The 18,594-nt window shown below is 64.3% G+C and carries 17 protein-coding genes and 1 pseudogene; 9 read left to right on the top strand and 9 right to left on the bottom strand.

Features of this window, described 5'->3' with window-relative positions; genetic code table 11:
* Window positions 1-4 precede the first annotated feature (4 nt).
* On the top strand, window positions 5-1,555 hold the full coding sequence (locus tag AC1D2E_RS24290) for a hydrogenase large subunit (protein ID WP_478199769.1): 1,551 nt from the start codon (window positions 5-7) through the stop codon (window positions 1,553-1,555).
* On the top strand, window positions 1,555-2,088 hold the full coding sequence (locus AC1D2E_RS24285; RefSeq protein WP_478199768.1) for an NADH-quinone oxidoreductase subunit B family protein: 534 nt from the start codon (window positions 1,555-1,557) through the stop codon (window positions 2,086-2,088). The genes AC1D2E_RS24290 and AC1D2E_RS24285 overlap by 1 nt, the downstream gene beginning before the upstream one ends.
* Window positions 2,089-2,172: 84 nt before the next feature.
* Here AC1D2E_RS24285 and AC1D2E_RS24280 read toward each other — a convergent pair.
* The 3 genes and pseudogenes from AC1D2E_RS24280 to ilvB form a co-directional block, all read right to left on the bottom strand.
* A pseudogene (locus AC1D2E_RS24280) lies at window positions 2,173-2,280 on the bottom strand (IS630-like element ISCARN69 family transposase); the annotation flags it as partial.
* Complete coding sequence (locus AC1D2E_RS24275) at window positions 2,264-5,818, bottom strand: indolepyruvate ferredoxin oxidoreductase family protein (protein WP_478199767.1); 3,555 nt, start codon at window positions 5,816-5,818, stop codon at window positions 2,264-2,266. The gene AC1D2E_RS24275 and the pseudogene AC1D2E_RS24280, both read right to left, overlap by 17 nt.
* 129 nt (window positions 5,819-5,947) lie before the next feature.
* Complete coding sequence (ilvB, locus tag AC1D2E_RS24270) at window positions 5,948-7,747, bottom strand: biosynthetic-type acetolactate synthase large subunit (RefSeq protein WP_478199766.1); 1,800 nt, start codon at window positions 7,745-7,747, stop codon at window positions 5,948-5,950.
* A 58-nt stretch (window positions 7,748-7,805) separates the two neighbouring features.
* Between ilvB and AC1D2E_RS24265 the strand changes: the two genes are divergently transcribed.
* Window positions 7,806-8,306, top strand: a complete 501-nt coding sequence (locus AC1D2E_RS24265; protein ID WP_442283909.1) for an Lrp/AsnC family transcriptional regulator — start codon at window positions 7,806-7,808, stop codon at window positions 8,304-8,306.
* A gap of 18 nt (window positions 8,307-8,324) precedes the next feature.
* Window positions 8,325-9,212 carry a LysR family transcriptional regulator gene (locus tag AC1D2E_RS24260; protein WP_478199765.1) on the top strand — a complete coding sequence of 296 codons (888 nt, stop codon included), beginning with the start codon at window positions 8,325-8,327 and terminating at the stop codon, window positions 9,210-9,212.
* Window positions 9,213-9,221: 9 nt separating this feature from the next.
* Here the strand turns inward: AC1D2E_RS24260 and AC1D2E_RS24255 are convergent, their stop codons facing one another.
* The 3 genes from AC1D2E_RS24255 to AC1D2E_RS24245 all read right to left on the bottom strand — a co-directional run bounded on the left by AC1D2E_RS24255 (window position 9,222) and on the right by AC1D2E_RS24245 (window position 11,901).
* Window positions 9,222-9,701, bottom strand: coding sequence for a VOC family protein (locus tag AC1D2E_RS24255; RefSeq protein WP_478199764.1), 480 nt, complete (start codon window positions 9,699-9,701; stop codon window positions 9,222-9,224).
* 680 nt (window positions 9,702-10,381) lie between these two features.
* A complete protein-coding gene (locus tag AC1D2E_RS24250; protein WP_478199763.1) occupies window positions 10,382-11,437 on the bottom strand; it encodes an IS630 family transposase in 1,056 nt (351 codons plus the stop codon).
* 146 nt (window positions 11,438-11,583) lie between these two features.
* Window positions 11,584-11,901 carry a helix-turn-helix domain-containing protein gene (locus AC1D2E_RS24245; RefSeq protein ID WP_478199762.1) on the bottom strand — a complete coding sequence of 106 codons (318 nt, stop codon included), beginning with the start codon at window positions 11,899-11,901 and terminating at the stop codon, window positions 11,584-11,586.
* Between the two features lie 330 nt (window positions 11,902-12,231).
* Here AC1D2E_RS24245 and AC1D2E_RS24240 point away from each other — a divergent pair, with 330 nt between their 5' ends.
* A complete protein-coding gene (locus AC1D2E_RS24240) occupies window positions 12,232-12,768 on the top strand; it encodes a helix-turn-helix domain-containing protein (RefSeq protein ID WP_478199761.1) in 537 nt (178 codons plus the stop codon).
* Between the two features lie 171 nt (window positions 12,769-12,939).
* Here AC1D2E_RS24240 and AC1D2E_RS24235 read toward each other — a convergent pair whose 3' ends face one another.
* The 3 genes from AC1D2E_RS24235 to AC1D2E_RS24225 form a co-directional block, all read right to left on the bottom strand.
* Window positions 12,940-13,164: a hypothetical protein gene (locus AC1D2E_RS24235; protein WP_478199760.1), complete on the bottom strand. Its 225-nt coding sequence runs from the start codon at window positions 13,162-13,164 to the stop codon at window positions 12,940-12,942.
* Window positions 13,165-13,340: 176 nt separating this feature from the next.
* Window positions 13,341-13,844: a PH domain-containing protein gene (locus AC1D2E_RS24230; protein WP_478199759.1), complete on the bottom strand. Its 504-nt coding sequence runs from the start codon at window positions 13,842-13,844 to the stop codon at window positions 13,341-13,343.
* Window positions 13,845-13,991: 147 nt separating this feature from the next.
* Window positions 13,992-14,423 (bottom strand): hypothetical protein, encoded by a 432-nt coding sequence (locus tag AC1D2E_RS24225; protein WP_478199758.1) that lies wholly within the window; start codon window positions 14,421-14,423, stop codon window positions 13,992-13,994.
* Window positions 14,424-15,571: 1,148 nt separating this feature from the next.
* Here AC1D2E_RS24225 and AC1D2E_RS24220 point away from each other — a divergent pair.
* From AC1D2E_RS24220 to AC1D2E_RS24205, 4 genes are all read left to right on the top strand, one after another.
* On the top strand, window positions 15,572-17,239 hold the full coding sequence (locus AC1D2E_RS24220; RefSeq protein WP_478199757.1) for a fatty acyl-AMP ligase: 1,668 nt from the start codon (window positions 15,572-15,574) through the stop codon (window positions 17,237-17,239).
* A gap of 8 nt (window positions 17,240-17,247) precedes the next feature.
* Complete coding sequence (locus tag AC1D2E_RS24215) at window positions 17,248-18,183, top strand: acyl-CoA desaturase (protein WP_478199756.1); 936 nt, start codon at window positions 17,248-17,250, stop codon at window positions 18,181-18,183.
* Entirely contained in the window at window positions 18,180-18,467 is a 288-nt protein-coding gene (locus tag AC1D2E_RS24210) for an acyl carrier protein (RefSeq protein WP_478199755.1), read from the top strand. Before AC1D2E_RS24215 ends, AC1D2E_RS24210 begins: the two co-directional genes overlap by 4 nt.
* Window positions 18,464-18,594 (top strand): class I SAM-dependent methyltransferase (locus tag AC1D2E_RS24205; protein ID WP_478199783.1); only part of this gene is annotated, 131 nt, incomplete at its 3' end. The genes AC1D2E_RS24210 and AC1D2E_RS24205, both read left to right, overlap by 4 nt.

Genomic DNA, 18,594 nt, shown 5'->3' with positions numbered 1-18,594 from the left:
TCCAATGGCGCTGCCGGAACTCGGACTTGATCTTCGGCGCCTCTCGGCGCCGATGCCCACTTGGCATGGGCGGGTGGATCGGGACGCCTGGAGCACCGCAGCACGCAGCATCGCGAACACCAGTGGGCGCCTGATTTCGGTCTGGGGCGTCGATCGCAGCGCCTCCGGCCACGGCATGGCGGCGTGTGCGGCCTATGCGCTCCCCGAGGGGCTGGTCTGGCTCGAACTGAAGCTGGACGACGCGGCGCGAGGGTTTCCTGATTTGTCAGTGACATTCCCGTGCGCGAGTCGCATGCAGCGCGCGATGGCCGATCTTTCGGGCCTCCGAGCCGAGGCCAGCCGCGACGAGCGTCCCTGGCTCGACCACGGGGTGTGGCCGCCCGGAACACCGCCCCTGCAGCAGACCGCAGAGCCCGAGAGGGCCGCAGGGCGCGCGCTTCCTGCCGACTACCCCTTCGTGCGCGTCGAAGGTGACGGGGTGCACGAGATCGCCGTCGGACCCGTGCATGCCGGCATCATCGAGCCCGGCCACTTTCGCTTCTCTGTCGTGGGCGAGAAGGTGCTCAGGCTCGAACAGCACCTCGGGTACACGCACAAGGGCATCGAGCGCCGCTTCACGGAACTGGCGCCGCTGGAGGGCCATCGCCTCGCGGGACGTGTCTCAGGCGACACGACGGTGGCCTACGCCTGGGCCTACAGCATGGCGCTCGAGTCGGCCTGGGGCGCCGAGATCCCGGTTCGCGCCACCTGGCTGCGTGCGCTGATGCTGGAGCGCGAGCGCGTGGCCAATCATCTGGGCGACCTGGGCGCTCTGGCCAACGACGCGGCGCTGGCCTTCGGCCTGGCGCAGTTCTCGCGCCTGCGCGAAGACTGGCTGCGCCTGTCCAAGGAGATCTTTGGCCACCGCCTGATGATGGACGCCGTCATGCCCGGCGGCGTGGCGATCGATCCGACGCCGATGATGAGGGATCGCCTTTGCAGGCAGTGCGATGCGATCGAGCGAGAGGTGCGCGCGCTGCGGCGTGTCTACGACGAACATGCGGGCCTGCAGGACCGCTTCGCCGGCACCGGACGGGTAACGCCCCAGTTGGCCGCACAACTGGGCCTCACGGGCCTGGCGGGGCGCGCCAGCGGTCAGACGGCCGATCTGCGTAGCGACTTCCCATGGCCACCCTACGACCGGCTGAAGGTTGCAGCAGCGACGCACCACGACGGCGATGTCGCGGCGCGCGTGGCGGTGCGGTTCGACGAGGCATTCGAGTCATTGCGGCTCATCCGCGCCATCTGCTCGGGCCTGCCGGACGGCGCCGTTCACGCCGAGCTGCGGCCTCAGGCTTCGGCATCGCCGGGTGCGGGCTGGGTCGAAGGCTGGCGGGGCGAGGTGTTCGTCGCGCTGGAGATCGGGGGCGACGGCCGCATCGCGCGATGTCACTGCCATGATCCGTCCTGGCAGAACTGGCCGGTGCTCGAGCACGCCATCATCGGCAACATCGTTCCGGACTTTCCGCTGATCAACAAGTCCTTCAACCTGAGTTACTCGGGGCACGACCTCTGATGTGGCACATCCTCAAGCAGATCGTCCGCACGGGCATCGTCACAGAGCCGGCACCGCGGATCGACGAGGCCGAACACGCCGCGGTCGATCGCATCCAGCGCGAGCTCCTCGCCATCCTTGGCCAGGCGCTGGCGATCCGCGAGGTCGATGCCGGCTCATGCAACGGCTGTGAACTGGAGATCCACGCCCTCAACAATCCCTACTACAACATCGAGGGACTCGGCATCAGGTTCGTCGCCAGTCCGCGCCATGCCGACATGCTGCTGGTGACCGGACCGGTGTCGCGCAACATGGAAGAAGCACTGCGGCGAACCTACGACGCCACGCCGGAACCGAAGCTGGTGGTCGCCGTCGGCGATTGCGGCTGCACCGGCGGCRTCTTCGGCGAGAGCTATGCCAGCTGCGGCAAGGTGGCGAACGTGATTCCTGTCGACGTGGCGATACCCGGCTGTCCTCCAACGCCGATCGACATCCTCCGCGGAATCCTCAGTGCCGTTCAACGTCAGGCACAGGACGTCAAGCGCCAGCCATGAAGATGGCCGACGGATCGCTGTTCGAGGCGAACGGCGCCGAGATCGGCGCTACGTCTTTGCCCGATGCCTGCCCACTCCCCTGCCGGCGCGCCCGCGCTTCATCGGCAGGCCCGGCTGCGTTCGGTTGAGCGCCTGAATCTGGCTCTTTTCGTCGCAACTGAGCACCAAGGCATGCTCAGGCGGGTTCAGGTACCGCCTCCCGCCCCSCCCTCACCCCCCGCGTCCCACGCAGCTCCTGCGCGAGCTTCGACCACCTGACGCGCGCCCGTACCAGGCTCTCCTCCTTCACGTGCCCATAGCCGCGGATCTGCTCCGGCAGCCGCGCCAGCGCGACCCCGGTGTCGCGCACGGCGTCCAGTCCGACCTGCTCGATGCGCGCCAGCACTTCCTCGATACCCGCGCGGTACTCTTCGATGAGCTGGCGTTCGGTCCTGCGTTCGGCGGTCCGTCCGAAGAGATCCAGCGGCGTGCCGCGCAACCGGCGCAGCGCCGCCAGCACGCGCAAGCCATGCAGCATCCACGGACCGAAGCTCTGCTTGACCGGATGGCCGTGCACATCGCGCTGGCCCAGGATCGGCGGCGCGAGATGGAAGCGCAGCTTCGCCTTGCCTTCGAAGGCCTGCGCCAGCTGCGCCTGGAAGCGCCCGTCGGTGTAGAGCCGGGCCACCTCGTATTCGTCCTTGTAGGCCATGAGCTTGAACAGATTGGCCGCGACCGCGCGGGCCAGCGCATCCTTGCCGCCATGCTTGGCCTCGACGGCCTGCACGCGTTCGACAAAATCCGCATAGCGCTTGGCGTACGCAGCGTCCTGGTAGGCGATCAGCMGTTCGACGCGATCCTCCACCAGCGCGCGCAACGCCGTCGGCCGCGAGACCGAGACCACCTGCGCCGGCGAGGCCTCGCGCGCGACCGCGGACAGATCGAGCGCCGCCTTGCGCCCCCAGCCGAAGGCCGCCTGGTTGGCCTTGACGGCGACGCCGTTGATCTCGATCGCCTTCAGCAGCGCGGCCGACGACAGCGGAATGCGGCCCTTCTGGAAGGCGAAGCCCAGCAGGAACAGGTTGGAGGCGATGGCGTCCCCCATCAGTCGGGTGGCCAGCGCCGTCGAGTCGATGAAGTCGGCCCCGCCCTCGACCGACTCCTCGATCAACGCGCGCACCTGCGCGGCGGGAAAGACCCAGTCGGCATCCTGCGCGAAATGGCCGGTCGGCTGTTCGAAGGTGTTGATCAGCGCATAGGTGCGGCCGGGCCGCATCTTCGAGATGGCATCGGGCGCACCCGCGGTGAGCATGTCGCAGCCCAGCACGAGGTCGGCCTCGCCGGTCGGAATGCGCTGCGCCTTGAGCTGGGCGTTGTCGCGCGCGATGCGCACATGCGAAGTCACCGAGCCGTTCTTCTGCGACATGCCGGTCATGTCGAGCACGCTCACGCCCCTGCCCTCGAGGTGCGCCGCCATGCCGATCAGCGCGCCGATGGTGATGACACCCGTGCCGCCGATGCCGGTGATCAGGATGTTGTGGATGTTCTCCAGCGACGCGCCCGCGGGCTCGGGCAGCGCCGCTGCGGTTTCAGCCTTCGCCGCCACCGGCTTGCTCTTGCGCGGCGCGACGCCCTCGACACTCACGAAGCTCGGGCAGAAGCCCTTGACGCAAGAGTAGTCGGCGTTGCACGCGCTCTGGTCGACACGGCGCTTGAGGCCGAGCTCGGTCGGCTGGGGCAGCAGCGAGGTGCAGTTGGACTGCTCGCCGCAGTCGCCGCAACCTTCGCACACCAATTCGTTGATGAAGACGCGCTCGGCGATCTGCGGGAACTCGCCCTTCTTGCGGCGGCGCCGCTTCTCGGCCGCGCACACCTGGTCGTAGATCAGCACCGACACGCCCTCGTAGTCGCGCAGCATGCGCTGCACATCGTCCATCGCGTCCCGATGGTGCACCGTGAGCGACAGGCCCTCGCTGTCGGCCGGCAGCTTCGAGCGATCGGCCCATCGGCCCGGGTCCTCGGCCACCAGCGCGATGCGCCGCACGCCTTCGGCCGCCACCTGCTGCGCGATGCGCGGCACGCTGATCGGCCCGTCGACCGGCTGGCCACCGGTCATGGCGACGGCGTCGTTGTAGAGGATCTTGTAGGTGATTCGGATGCCGGCCGCCACCGCCGCGCGGATCGCCATCGATCCCGAGTGGTAGTAGGTGCCGTCGCCGAGGTTCGCGAACACATGCTTGCGCTTCGAGAACCAGGCCTGCCCCAGCCACGGCGCGCCCTCCCCGCCCATGTGCGTGGTGGTCTTGTTGTGCTCGGGGTAGATCGCGGTCGCCATCACGTGGCAGCCGATGCCGGCCAGCGCCAGGCTGCCTTCGGGCACCTTGGTCGAGCTGTTGTGCGGGCAGCCCGAGCAGTACCAGGCGGGCCGCGCCGGCGTGGCCACGGATTTGCCGAGCACCACGTCCTTGGCGTCGAGGATGGCCAGGCGGGCGCGGATCATGTCGCTGGTGTGGAAGCGCGCGATGCGCCCGGCGATCACGCGGGCGATCTGCGCCACCGAGAAGTCCGCCGTGGCCGGCAGCAGCCAGCGGCCGCGCGGCGAGGCCCACTCGCCGGCCTCGTCGAACTTGCCGATGACGCGCGGGCGCACGTCCTCGCGCCAGTTGTAGAGGTGCTCCTTGAGCTGGTACTCGACGATCTGGCGCTTCTCCTCGACCACCAGGATCTCGTCCAGCCCGTCGGCGAACTCGCGGATCGAGTCGGGCTCCAGCGGCCAGGGCATGGCCACCTTGAACACGCGCACGCCGATGCGCGCGGCCTCGTCGGCGTCGACGCCCAGTTCCTCCAGCGCCTCGAGCACGTCGCGGTAGGACTTGCCCGAGGCGACGATGCCGAGCTTCGCGCGCGGCGAGTCGATGGTGATGCGGTTGAGCCGGTTCTCGCGCGCATAGGCGATGGCGGCGTAGATCTTGTAGTCCTGCATCAGCGCTTCCTGCTTGCGCGCCTGCAGGCCCAGCGTGTCGGTCGACAGGCGCGCATGCACGCCGCCGGGCGGAAAGACGAAGCCCTGCGGCAGGCGCGTGTGCACGCCCATCAGGTCGGCCGAGATCGGGCCCGACGACTCGACGGTATCGGCCAGCGCCTTGAAGCCCACGGGCAGGCCCGCGAAGCGCGACATCGCGAAACCGTGCAGGCCGAGCTCGATGTATTCCTCGACGCTCTGCGGATAGAGCATCGGGATCATCGAGGCCGCGAAGATGTGGTCGCTCTGGTTGGGCAGCGTCGACGAGTAGGCGCCGTGGTCGTCGCCGGCCACCAGCAGCACGCCGCCGTGCGGCGAGGTGCCGGCGTGGCTCATGTGCTTGAAGACGTCGCCGCAGCGATCGACGCCCGGACCCTTGCCGTACCACATGGCGAAGACGCCATCGACCGTGCTCTCGCCGGTCAGCTGCACCTGCTGCGTGCCCCACACGGCCGTGGCCGCGAGTTCCTCGTTGACGCCGGGCAGGAACTTCACGCCGTTGCCGTCGAGCTGGGACTGCGCCTTCCAGAAGGCCTCGTCGATGCCGCCGAGCGGCGAACCGCGATAGCCGGACACGAAGCCGGCGGTGTTCAGGCCGGCCGCCTGGTCGCGCCACTTCTGCACCAGCATCAGGCGCACCAGGGCCTGGATGCCGCTCAGGTAGACGCGGCCGGTGGTGGCGGTGTATTTGTCGTCCAGCGAGACGCTGGCGAGTTCGGGGGGCATCATTGTTTTTCGGATCCGGTAGGACTCTCTGGGACGTGCGCGCGGCCGCGGGTAAGCGGCGTGCGCACGGGACACCTCGGCCGCCGGTAGGCGGCGAGGCATGAATTTCTCGAGCTGGCGACGGGCAGCGGTTCAGTGGGGCGCGTTGTCCTCCTTGTCTTCCTCGTACCAGCGGTCCTTCGCGAGCATCACGTGGTGATGGCCGCGGCCCGACGGCATCATCGGGAAGCAGTTCTCCTGCGCCGCCACCTGCACGTCGAGAAAGAAGGGCCCGTCATGGGCCAGGCACTCGGCCAGCGCGCCGGGCAGCTCGGCCGGATCGGCGACGCGGCGCGCGCCCCAGCCGAAGGCCCTGGCCAGCGCCACGAAGTCGGGCAGCGCCTCGTTCCAGCTGTGGCTCAGCCGGTTGCCGTGGTTCAGCTCCTGCCACTGGCGCACCATGCCCATGTAGCCGTTGTTCGACAGCACCAGCTTGACCGGCGTGCGGTGCTGCGYGGCGGTCGACAGTTCCTGGATGTTCATCAGCACCGAGGCATCGCCGCTGACGCACACCACGAGCGCGTCGGGATGCGCGATCTGCGCGCCGATCGCGGCCGGCAGGCCGTAGCCCATCGTGCCGGCGCCGCCCGAAGTGAGCCACCGGCCCGGCCGCTCGAAGCGCAGGTACTGCGCAGCCCACATCTGGTGCTGCCCGACGTCGGTCGAGACGATCGCATCGCGGCCCTCGATGGCCTGTTGCAGCGAAGTCATCAGTGCCTGCGGCAGGATCACGTCGGCGCGCGGCGTGTAGCCGAAACACTGCTGCCCGCGCCAGTGATCGATGCGCCGCCACCATGGCGCGAGGCGCTCCGGCGCGAGTCCGTCCAGCTCGGGCATCGTGAGCAGCACGTCGAGGATGGCGCCGCAGTCGCCGACCATCGGCACGTCGACCTGCACGATCTTGTTGATGCTGCTCGGATCGATGTCGATGTGGATCTTGCGCGCGTGCGGGCAGAACTCGTCGAGCTTGCCGGTCACGCGGTCGTCGAAGCGCGCACCGACGCAGACCACCAGGTCGGCCTCGTGCATCGCCAGGTTGGCCTCGAGCGCGCCGTGCATGCCGAGCATGCCGAGGAAGCGCGGGTCGGACGCCGGGAAGGCGCCCAGGCCCATCAGGGTCAGCGTGCACGGGGCGTCGAGCCGCTCGACCAGCCGCGTGAAGGCCGCGCAGGCCCCGGGCCCGGCGTTGATGAGCCCGCCGCCGCCATAGAGGATCGGCCGGCGCGCCGTCGACAGCAGATCGGCGGCACGCTGCAGCATCCCGCGCGGCGGCAGCCCCGGGGTCCGGCCCTTGCGCGTCGCGGCCGGCGCGGCGTGCGCGGCATTCAGCGGCGTGAGCTGGATATCCTTCGGCACGTCGAGCAGCACGGGGCCGGGGCGCCCGGAGGCGGCGATGTCGAGGGCGCGCCGGACCACGGCCGGGATGTCGTCGGCGCTGCGCGTCTGGTGGTTCCACTTGGTCACGGGCCGCGACATCCCGAGCGCGTCGCTTTCCTGGAAGGCGTTGGTGCCGATCACCGAGGTCGCCACCTGGCCGCTGATGCACAGCACCGGGATCGAATCGCTCATGGCGTCGAGCAGGCCGGTGATGGTGTTGCCGACACCGGGGCCCGAAGTGACCAGCACCACGCCGACCCGACCGGTGGTCCGGGCATAGCCCTCGGCGGCATGGACGGCCGCCTGCTCGTGGCGAACCAGGATGTGGCGCAGGCGCGGTTCGCCGTGCAGCGCGTCATAGAGCGGCAGCGCCGCGCCGCCCGGGTAGCCGAAGATCGTGTCGACGCCGCACTCGATCAGGGTCTCGAGCAGCGCGACCGCGCCGTTGCGCACGCGCGGCGGCGACGCGGGGTTGTCCAGAGGGGGCGGGAGTTGGGGGGTGGCGAGCGTTTGCATGCCAAGATTCTTCCGTTTTGATTGCAAAATATGCTTCTTTATTCGGGCTCTTTTACTCATGAACCAGAAAACCAGTCGTCAAAAGGAAGCCGGAGACGAAAAATCATCCGACAAGATTGATCTGGCGATCCTGCGCGTCCTGCGGGAGGATTCGCGCAAGACTCTGCAGGAGATCGGCGCCGCCGTCGGGCTGTCGCCGACCAGCTGCTGGACGCGCATCAAGAAGCTCGAGTCGCAGGGCGTGATCAAGCGCTACACCGTCGACCTCGACGCGCCGAGCCTGGGCTACCACGACTCGGTGATCGTCCAGCTCACGCTCGAAAGCCACACCGACGAGACGCTGTACGAGTTCGGCCGCGTGCTGGCCACCATCCCGGAAATCCAGGAGGCCTACCTGGTCTCGGGCGACTACGACTACTACATCCGCATCGCCGTGCGCGACACGCGCGACTACGAGCGCCTCTTGCGCGAGAAGCTCTACAAGATCCCCGGCATCCGCCACAGCAAGTCGCACTTCGTGCTGCGCGTGCTGAAGGAGGCCAGCGTGCCGCTGGGCTGATTCCCGACAATGGCCGTCATGAGACCTGACCTGGATTCCCTGGCGCTGTTCCTGAGCGCCGTCGAAAGCGGCAGCCTGTCGAAGGCCGCGCAGGAGCACCATCTGGTGCTGTCGGCCGCCAGCCGCCGCATCGGCATGCTCGAGAGCGAGTTCGGCGTCACGCTTTTCCATCGCAACTCCAAGGGCGTCACGGTGACGGGCGCGGGCGAGTCGCTGGCCGTCCATGCCCGGCTGATCCTGCGCGACGTCGACCGCATGCGGGCCGATCTCTCGGACTACGCGCAAGGCGCGACCGGGCGCGTGCGGCTGCAGGCCAACGCATCGGCGATGGGGCAGTTCCTGCCCGACGACGTCGCCAGCTTCCGCCGCAGCTATCCGGAGATCAGGGTCGACGTGGAGGAGCATCGCAGCGTCTGGATCGTGCAGGCGATCCGGGATCGGCAGGCCGACGTCGGCGTGATCACCGGCGAGACCGCGGACTCCTCGCTCAACTTCATTCCCTACCGCACCGACCGGCTGGTCGCCATCGTGCATCGCAAGCACCCGTACCGCAGCCGCGACGTGTCCTTCGCGGAACTGCTCGACTTCGATTTCGTGGGACTCGAAAGCGACTCGGCCATCACCCGCACCATCGAGGACGCCGCGCTGCTGGCGCGCAAGGTGCTGCGCCTGCGCGTGCGGGTCAAGAGCTTCGAGGGGGTCTGCCGGATGATCGAGGCCGGCATGGGCGTCGGCATCCTGCCCGAAGGCGCCGCGGCGACCTACCGCAAGGAGATGGGCCTGCGCTTCCTGAACCTGTCGGATGCCTGGGCCTCGCGGCGCATGTACCTGTGCACCCGGCAGGAGGCGCTGACGTTTCCGCAGCGGCGGCTGGTGGACCACCTGCTGGCGCGGAGCCTCGTCTAGACGGAAGCGTCAGCCGCCCCGAGCCGCTTCGATCGCAGCGATGTCGATCTTTCGCATCCCCATCATGGCTTCGAACGCGCGCTTGGCCGCCGCTCGATCAGGATCGGTGATCGCGGCCGTCAGGGCGCGTGGCGTGATCTGCCACGAGAGTCCCCACTTGTCCTTGCACCAGCCGCATTCGCTTTCCTGGCCGCCGTTTCCGACAATCGCGTTCCACAAGCGGTCCGTTTCGGCCTGGTTGTCGGTCGCAACCTGGAACGAGAAAGCCTCGTTGTGCTTGAACGCCGGGCCCCCGTTCAGGCCGAGACAAGGGATGCCCATCACCATGAACTCGACCGTCAAGACATCGCCCTGCTTGCCCGCGGGATAGTCGCCAGGCGCGCGATGGACAGTTCCCACCGCGCTGTCCGGGAACGTCTCGGCGTAGAACGTCGCGGCGTCCAAGGCGGTGCCGTCGTACCAGAGACAAATCGTGTTCTTGCTGATCATCTTGGTTCCCCCAGATTGGGACAGATACGCGCATTCAAGCCGCGCAGGCAGCCGGATTGCTTCGGCAACTTGCGAACCATGGGGTGGCGGCCATGCGCGATCGTCCGCCACGGCGCCGATCGAGTGGAATCGTATCCGCGAATGGGATCGCCGACGCGCGCTTTCACGATATCGACGACGGGGGCCGAACCAGTGCGGTCCATTAGTTTTTCGGGGCGACCGATTGCAATGCAGCGGGAGCAGACGTTGCCTGCAAAATGCCGGACCTCGGCAGTCGGGCTAGTTGCGGACCTCCGTCGCAGCCCTCTGACTTATCGACAGTGCCGTGCAGGCTCTCCCGCGCTGGCTACCGTTGGCCACGAGCGAACGTGGGTCAGTTCCAGCCTGGTTGCGAACCCATCGCTTCAGCTCCATACGCCTAGTCAACAATTCTCGCTATGAGTCGTTTGCTCGTTGCTTCCCCGTTTATGCTGCCGAACCTACTACCAGTCGTCAGTTCGCCTCACCCTGCCCGCAGTTGCCGAGAACGCTATCACTCCGTCTGACCGGAGAACGGCGATAGCGCCATTGCTGCGGAAGCGGACCGTATCTTGAGAGTGCTTTCCGCTGTACCGCTCGACCTGTACGAGGATTGCAAGACTGCAGTCAGTGACCGCGAGGTACTTCACTAGTCCACTGAATCAGAAGAATTGGCGGTGTCGACGATTCGGATCGTCGTACTTCCATTTGATCGGTTTCGGGTCTTTGTTGTGCGCACGGATGTAGCGCATGAGCTTCTTCTCAAGATCCTTGACGGAGGTGAAGATGCCTCGGCTGATGACGTCTCGCTGGATGCGCGAGAACCAGTTCTCCACTTGGTTGAGCCAGGAAGAATAGGTCGGCGTGTAGTGGATCCGCACATGCTTGTGCTCGGCGAGGAAGGCCTGCACAAGCGGGGTCTTGTGGCTGCTGACGTTGTCGCAGATGACGTGAATCTCTCGTTGCTGCGGCTGGCTGGCGAGCACGTCCTGCAGGAAGGCGACGAACTGCTCGCTGGTGTGGCGCGCGGCGGTCTTGCCCAGGACCTCGCCGGTGGTGGTGTTCAGCGCAGCGAACAGGCTCAAGGTGCCGTTGCGCTTGTACTCGAAGCCATGACTCTCGGCGCGCCCTGGCGCCAGCGGCAGCATGCGGTCCTTGCGATCAAGCGCCTGGATGGCTGTCTTTTCGTCCACGCAGAACACGGCCGCGTGCGCAGGAGGATTCAAGTACAGGCCAATCACATCAGCGGCCTTGGCTTCGAAGTCCGGGTCATTGGAGACCAAGTGGCGATCCAGGCGGTGCGGCTGCAGGCCATGCTTGCGCCAGATGCGTTGCACGGCCGAGAACGACACGTCGCCCAGCTCGTCCGCCAACTTTCGGCTGCTCCAGTGCGTGGAGCCATCCGACGGCTTGTGCTTGAGCGTCTTGTTCAGCACCCGTGCCTCCAATTTGGCCACAGGTCGCTCGGGCGCACGGCCCGGGTGCAGCGACACCAGCCCGGCCAGGCCTTCCAGCTCGAATGCCCGCGTCCACCGGGTCACGAAACCATCGTTGCAGGCCAGCTTGGTGCGAATGTCCACGCGCCGCTCTCCATCGACCCACAGCAACACGCAGCGCGCCCGCCGCGCAAGCGCTGCGCTCCCGTGCCGCTTGCGGATCACCGCTTCAAGTTCGTCGCGCTCTTGCTCGGTCAGCTTCATTCTGTGCATGCTCTCCAAAGTGGAGCATACACAGCCAATTTCAATGATTCAGTGGACTAGGAGCCAGTTCTCTTTCGGCGTAGTGGCGCCAGCGGGATGTCGGTCTTGTAGGGATGACTGACGCCGAGGCTCCTAAGCGCCATCACCGCCTCTCGAGAAATCTGTCAGTCCAGAGACTCAAGGAGCCGCCTTCGCCCCGCGACTGACAATGCGTGAACCTTGAGAAGGATCTGAGCAATCACGTCGTCGTCGCAATACAGGTAAGCCAGTGGGACCTTCAAGGCAGCGGCGATGCGACGGGCGGTCGCGACGGGCGGCTCATGCATACCTGTTTCGTAGCGACTCATTCGCGCACTGCTGCTGGACTCTTCAAGTCCGATCATCACGCCGACCTTGTCCTGGGGCAGGCCCGCGCGCTCACGGGCTTCCAGCAGGCGTCGCCCGAAGACATTGTCTGTTCGAGGGCGATCACGAGAAACCATCCTTCGATAATCGAAGAAAGGCGATATACTTTCTCTACGTTTATCGTAGACTTCGGCATCCGCCCCACTGAAGGCGGGTGCACATATATGCCTGCATCAAGCAGCACGGGAGGACGAAGTATTGAAAACCGCAAGCCGCCTTTGTTGGACGCAAGCGCGATGCTGGGCGCGCAATCTGCAGGAATTCGGTAAGGCGACACCATGAGCAGACAAGTCGCCTCTCCCTTCCCCACCGCCAAGCCCTTCAAGCTCCCACCGTCCCTCGCACTCCCGACCCCAGCCCCACCCGGGCCCGTCCGCAGCGAACCCGCCTCTCTCATAGGCACCCACGTGCGCGCCCTTCGCATCGTCAGCGGCGCCTCCGGCGGCGAACTGGCCCGGCGCTCCGGCATCTCCCGCTCGCTGCTCTCGCGCATCGAGCGCGGACAGGTCTCGCCTTCGGTCGAAACGCTGGCTCGCGTCGCAACCGGCCTCGACGTGCCGATGTCGCGCCTCTTCTCCGACCAGCCCGACCGCTCCGACTTCTGCCACGTGCGCGCCGGCAAGGGCATCGTGGTCGACCGCATCGGCGCGGTGGCCGACTATCGCTACGAGCTGCTCGGCCATCTGCTCTCGGGTAACCTGTTCATCGAGCCCTACCTGGTCACGCTGCTCCCCGGGGCCGAGCCCTACGCGAGCTTCCAGCATCCTGGGCTGAAGTTCATCTACCTGCTGTCGGGCGACGTCGGCTATCGATACGGCACCCGGGTCGTGAAGCTCGGCGTCGGCGACTCGCTGCTGTTCGACGCTTCGGCACTGCATGGCATCGAGGACATCGGCACGCAGCCGGTGACGTATCTGTCGGCGGTGTTCACTTTCAGGCGATAGCCCACGCTGCGGTCGCCTATCGGCAACTTGCGGCTCTGAGCCTCAGGCTCGCTGGCCTGCGGGCACGCGACGTTGACGATCTTCGCGTTCTGCGAATCGGTTCCTGGAGGACTCGTCCGTCCATGTCTCACAGCGCACGGAGCTCGGTGACTCGATCGCGAGCGGCGCGGCCTAACGCAACGCCTCCACCAGATCCAGCACCATCCGATCCGGCCCGAACGCATCGATCCGCTGCCCCAGCAGCTTCTCCACCGCCTGCGCGATGCCGTGGCTGGACGACGACTGCTCGGCCATGTCGTTGTAGTAGCCGAGGTCCTTCTTCGCGTTGGCCATCGAGAACTTCAGCGAGGCGGTGTCGCCGGTCAGCAGCTTCGGCTTGACCCGCTCCAGCGCCACGCCGTTGCCGGCGCCGATGCCGCCCAGGTGCGGACCTGAGGCCCACGCGATGCGAGGTTCAAATATAGATAGAACGGTCTCGTCGCGAGGTAGTAGTCAATGAACTGCCACTGCCCCCTTGTGCCAAGTCGCGCGCCGACGTCAGTTGGTTCCGTGCAGGTTGTAGGTCATTCTCCTCATCGAGCAATGCCTGCCGCAAGCGCTTTCGTGGCCGCCTGATTATCGGCAAACTCAAGCGCAAGCCGAGGCTTGCCGTCTACGGAGACCAGCAGATAGTCGCCGCCGACACGGTCCACGAACAGTCGGCCACCGGCACTGGAATTGAACCAACCGGACCGAAAGCCTGGGAGGCCCACGCCATTGACACGCAACCCGACAAGGTCGTCCTCGGAGCCCGGCACTACAGTGCGGACGTCGGTGACCTTGGACAAGGGCACGGTGGTTGAATAGAAGGTCGACTTGACTGTCAGTTCGGCGTCCTGGATGACTGCGCTCCGGTTCAACATCGAGAAACCGATCACACCAAGCGTAAGCACACCAATGACCAAAATTCCCCAGAATGCGTAGTGGTTGGCTGTGCCTGCCTGGCGTTGAAGAGCCACGCCTGCCACGATGGGCCCTAGCGCAACGATCGCAAACAGGATTGCAAAGGGCTTCACGCCCATGTCTTGAAGTTGCATGTCGATCTTCCCTTAGCGGCATGCTGCAGGGTGCCAACATGACCTGAGCTCTCCGCGTTTTGGCGAAGGGCGACACCTGCCTGCGCTACTCCCATGAATATTCTGCTGCCTCGACACTGGCAATTCGCTCCATCCAGTGCGAAGAGCCTATTGGTCATTGGCCTCAAGCCATTTCATCAGCGCGAACGCCACGCCTGCGAGAACGGCAATGATGAGCAACTGCCCCCACCAGCTTCCAAACCAAGCGACGCTTTCCGACGACGTATTGGCGAATGGACCGAAATGAGGTGTTGCCCAATCAGTCAGTGCCGGAAGCCAGAACAAACCGAAAAATGGAAAGGACAGCCACGGTAGAACGATCCTCTTAATGAAGTCAAACAAAATGATCGCGGTGATGCCGGCAACCACGACAACGCATCCGATGATGAAGAAGACAAGGGACGAGATCTCAACGCCAAGTGATTCGGCCCAGCCTTTCAGCACGAAGTAGGCCGCGGCCCCGACGATGACCAACAAAATGGCGCCGCCAAGAAGGGCGACGTCGGTGCCGGAGTTGCTGTGAGTTCTCTGATTGCTCATGGTGTCGGATGAAAAAGCGAAAGCAAGTGATTCTCGTGGCAATCCCAGGCCAGTGTTAAGCCGTTGCGTGGCGATACTGCGACAGCAGTAAGCAGGGCCGTGCTCCCGATTCGATGAAGAGTGCTTGATTGGACGAAGGTTCAGAGTGCGCTAGAGACAGTTCTACTGGCGTTTTCAGACGGATACGGTCGCCCGGCGACTGAGGCCGGGTGCGCAATGCCAACGCGACCGAGGACCACCGCAAGCCGCGCAGCATCGCGCTTCACCGATGCGCATTGAGAGAAGTACAAACTGCTCGGCACCGATTGGCTGATGGAGCGTCTCGTGTGGCCGATGGCCCGACTAAGGTCGGCGCAGTAGCGACCCTACGTCAGCGAGACGAGGAAGAGCATGGCGGGGACGCTCTCCGGGACTTGCTCAAGCCGACAGAAAGAGCCCCGTGACTACGCGCGGCGGGGCGCCGTGTCGGCCGTGATGTGGACCGGCGCCAGCGTGCCGGCATGCAGCAGCGCCAAGCAACGCGGTGTTCATGCTCCCTTTTCCGCGAACCGTCATGGTCCTTTGTTCCGCGGCGGCAAATTCCCCCATTGCGCATTCGTCAAGCGCGCGAAGCCGCGGCCTGGATAGGTCGCAGGGCTACCTGGTCGTCGAACGATTCACGGGCTGTGAACTCCGCGTGAATCGTCGCTCTGGCCGCATACCATGATCTGATTGATCTGCGCGGCTAATTTAACAATGCTTTCACAATTGATGTGAGAGACAAAAGATAGACTTTTCTGGGTCGTCAGTCGGACATTGCCGCAGGCATGACGTGGCACACTTTGCGACGATCCCGGCCCTGCTTCGACTCTGCGCAATAGTTGATGCGATTGACCAGGATCGGGCGCTCAAAAGACGACGCGATAGTCCCGCAGATGGACTACACCGCGCATGTATATATTCAGAGGGAGTCAGGTCTTTGTTTTCATTTTTATGGGTACTCTCGCCGGAGGTTGCCCGCTTTCGAGCCACCTCGCTCGTCCGCCTTAGCCGTATTCAGTCACACCGGCTGCCGCCGACTGCCCAGCGGCATGCGCCAAAGGGCGCGCAGGCTTCGATTCCGCCCTCACGGGTGTGGATGGCGCTCACAATTCGAGTACAGGACGTCTATGAACTTCACACGGCTCCTTGAGCAGAGGGCTTGTGAAAGTGCAGAGCAACTCGGATACAGGTTTCTTCCGAACGACCGTGAAGAGGTGTGCCTGACCTACGGGGAGCTCCTCAAGGGTGCGCAACGTCGAGCCGCCGTCATTCGCCGGTCTGTCGCGGCCGGTCAGCGGGTGGTACTGCTATATCCGGCTGGGATTGAATTCATTCAATCCTTCTTTGCATGCCTCCTCGCGAACGTGGTGGCTGTTCCGTTGCCCTTGCCTAAGCCCAACGATATCGCACGACGCCTTGAMCACGTCATCGGAGATTGCGAGCCTGCGTTCATTCTCACCGAAGCCAGTTCGCTGACTCAGGTGATCGCATCGCTTCCAGATGGCTATCGCGATGCTGTGGCAACAACTGACCGCGATTTTGATTGCGCAGGGATACTGAGGTCGGCAAATGTTGCGGCGCCCRACGTCGCTGTTCTGCAATACACGTCTGGCAGTACATCCGCGCCCAAAGGAGTGATTCTGCGCAACGGCAATCTATTTGCTAACTTGAGGCAGATCGAGCTTGCGTTTGGACACACCCGCGAAAGTTCTGGTGTCATCTGGTTGCCGCACTACCACGACATGGGATTGGTGGGCGGAGTGCTGCAGCCGATCTTCGCTGGTTTTCCTGTGACTCTCTTCTCGCCAATCTCATTTGTCCAGCGTCCGTTGCGCTGGCTGAACGCGATTCACAAGTATCGGGCTACTACAAGCGGGGGGCCAAACTTCGCCTACGAGTTGTGTGTCTCGAAGGCGCAAGCCCTCGAATCCCACATTGACCTCGGTTGCTGGGAGCTCGCTTTCAATGGCGCGGAGCCCGTGAAGGCAAGCACGTTGGACGCTTTCAATGCGGCTTTCCGCCACGCTGGCTTCCGGCGGTCGGCATTTGTTCCGTGCTATGGCCTGGCGGAGGCGACTTTGATTGTGACCGCCGTTTCAAAGGCCGCGGACCCGCTGGTCGTCGAATCGTCCGACTCACGGATTTCGGCACATGGCGTCAGCGCGCCGACCAGAGGGCGTTTGGTGTCGTCCGGGAGGCCAGCCGAGAACGTTCAGGTAGAGATTCTGAATGTCGATTCGACGGAGTCTTGTCGCGAGGGCGAAATCGGCGAAGTGTTCGTCCGCAGCCCGAGCGTCACGAGCGGCTATTGGGGAAGGAAAGACAACACCTTGCAGGCCGATTCACGATGCGGGGTTCGCACCGGAGATTTGGGCTTCGTGCTAGGCGCCGAGCTTTTCATTACCGGCCGTATCAGTGATCTGATCGTTGTTCGCGGCAAGAACCTCTTTCCTGAGGATATCGAGGCAACGATGCAGCTGGCGGAACCGCTTCTGGCACAGGAAGGCACTGCCGCCTTCAGCGTGGATGGTGATTCGAGCGAAGAACTGATCTTGGTGCAAGAAGTGAGCTCGCGAACGCTTCGCGCAATAAACCTCAACTCCTTGCGAGACGAGGTATCCCGCCTCGTGATGCAACGCCATGGGATAGGTGTGGGCGCCTTCGTTCCAGTCAGATACGGCAGTCTGGTGCGCACCAGCAGTGGAAAGATCAGCCGCTTTGCGTGCAAGCAGTGCTTTATCACTCAAAAACTTCAACGGCTGCCAATGCCGGCGGCGCAGAATTTTCAAGACTGAAAGGTATCGTGAAAAAGATTCTCCTAATCAATCCGGCCCTGGCACGCGCGCAGCAGCGCGTCGCTTTCCTGACTATCGTCGTGCCGATGATCGGCGCGGCCGGCGCCATCTATTGGGCGCTCACGCGTGGCGTGAGCGGCGAAACGCTCGTTGTCGCTGCGATCTTGTACTTGCTGACTACTACTGGGCTCACTGTTGGGTTTCACCGCTTATTTACGCACAAGGCCTTCAGGCCCGCGCGCTCCGTTAAGGCGATGCTTGCAGTGCTGGGCATGATGGCCGCTCAGGGACCGGTGCTGTTTTGGGTAGCGAGCCATCGCCGGCATCATGCATTCAGTGATACCACGGACGATTGCCATTCGCCTCGTACGCATGGGGCAGACTTGATTGGACAAATCAAGGGTCTGTGGCATGCACACTTTGGATGGATGCTCAAGGGCGAGATCACAAATGTTCCAATGTTCGCAAAAGATATTTTGCAAGATCACACCGTGACTACGCTAAATAGGTACTACACCCTTTGGGTGCTAACAGGGCTGGCGATCCCGGCGGCGATGGGTGCGGTCGCACCGGGTGGCTGGTCGGGCGCGATTGAAGGTTTACTTTGGGGCGGACTGTTCCGAATTTTCTTCGTTCATCAGATCACTTGGGGCCTTAACTCGCTCAATCACGTATTTGGCGTCCGCCGCTATTCGAGCGACGACAACAGCCGAAATATTGGCTGGCTTGCTCTTCTCACAATGGGGGAGGGCTGGCACAACAACCATCATGCATACCCCAGTTCTGCAAAGTTCGGGCACCAATGGTGGGAGCTTGATCTCGGATTCCGCGTGATCCGAACGCTGCAATTACTTGGCTTGTGCAGCGATGTGCAGTACCCCAATGGCGAGGCGTTAGCTCGCAAAAAAGTTACCAGTGAAATTTTGACTCAGAGGAAAACATGAAGGTTCAAGAAACGTCGTCCGTCCGCGTCGGGCCGTCCGTCACGCAAGCCCAGGTTGAAGAGTGGCTCGTCTCATATATCGCCGAACTGCGCGGCATTAAGGTGGAGAAGATATCGCGCTCGACGATCCTGAGCAAATACGGGTTGGACTCGGCATCAGCCGTCACTCTGAGCGGCGACATGATGGACTGGCTCAAGTGCGACATCGATCCCACGCTACTTTACGAGCATCCCACGATCGAGCAGGCTGCCGCGCATGTCGTGACACTGGTGGGCCAGGAATGACCGAGGCGCTCGCAACTTCTGATCAAGTGAAAGCCAGAAGCGGCGCTTCGGCGGAGGCAATTCAGGCTCACTACGACATCAGTAACGACTTCTATGCGCTGTGGCTCGATCCGACGATGGCATATTC

The sequence above is a fragment of the Variovorax sp. P1_H2 genome (genome assembly GCF_056405295.1).
Note: the sequence above shows the minus strand (reverse complement) of the source record. Positions and strands in the feature narration are given on the sequence as shown.

Bases quoted from the DNA above. Each gene is read 5' to 3' on its own strand.
- AC1D2E_RS24290 (WP_478199769.1), top strand. From the start codon at position 5: ATGGCGCTGCCGGAACTCGGACTTGATCTTCGGCGCCTCTCGGCGCCG.
- AC1D2E_RS24265 (WP_442283909.1), top strand. From the start codon at position 7,806: ATGAACCAGAAAACCAGTCGTCAAAAGGAAGCCGGAGACGAAAAATCA.
- AC1D2E_RS24260 (WP_478199765.1), top strand. From the start codon at position 8,325: ATGAGACCTGACCTGGATTCCCTGGCGCTGTTCCTGAGCGCCGTCGAA.
- AC1D2E_RS24255 (WP_478199764.1), bottom strand. From the start codon at position 9,701: ATGATCAGCAAGAACACGATTTGTCTCTGGTACGACGGCACCGCCTTG.
- AC1D2E_RS24245 (WP_478199762.1), bottom strand. From the start codon at position 11,901: ATGGTTTCTCGTGATCGCCCTCGAACAGACAATGTCTTCGGGCGACGC.
- AC1D2E_RS24230 (WP_478199759.1), bottom strand. From the start codon at position 13,844: ATGCAACTTCAAGACATGGGCGTGAAGCCCTTTGCAATCCTGTTTGCG.
- AC1D2E_RS24225 (WP_478199758.1), bottom strand. From the start codon at position 14,423: ATGAGCAATCAGAGAACTCACAGCAACTCCGGCACCGACGTCGCCCTT.
- AC1D2E_RS24210 (WP_478199755.1), top strand. From the start codon at position 18,180: ATGAAGGTTCAAGAAACGTCGTCCGTCCGCGTCGGGCCGTCCGTCACG.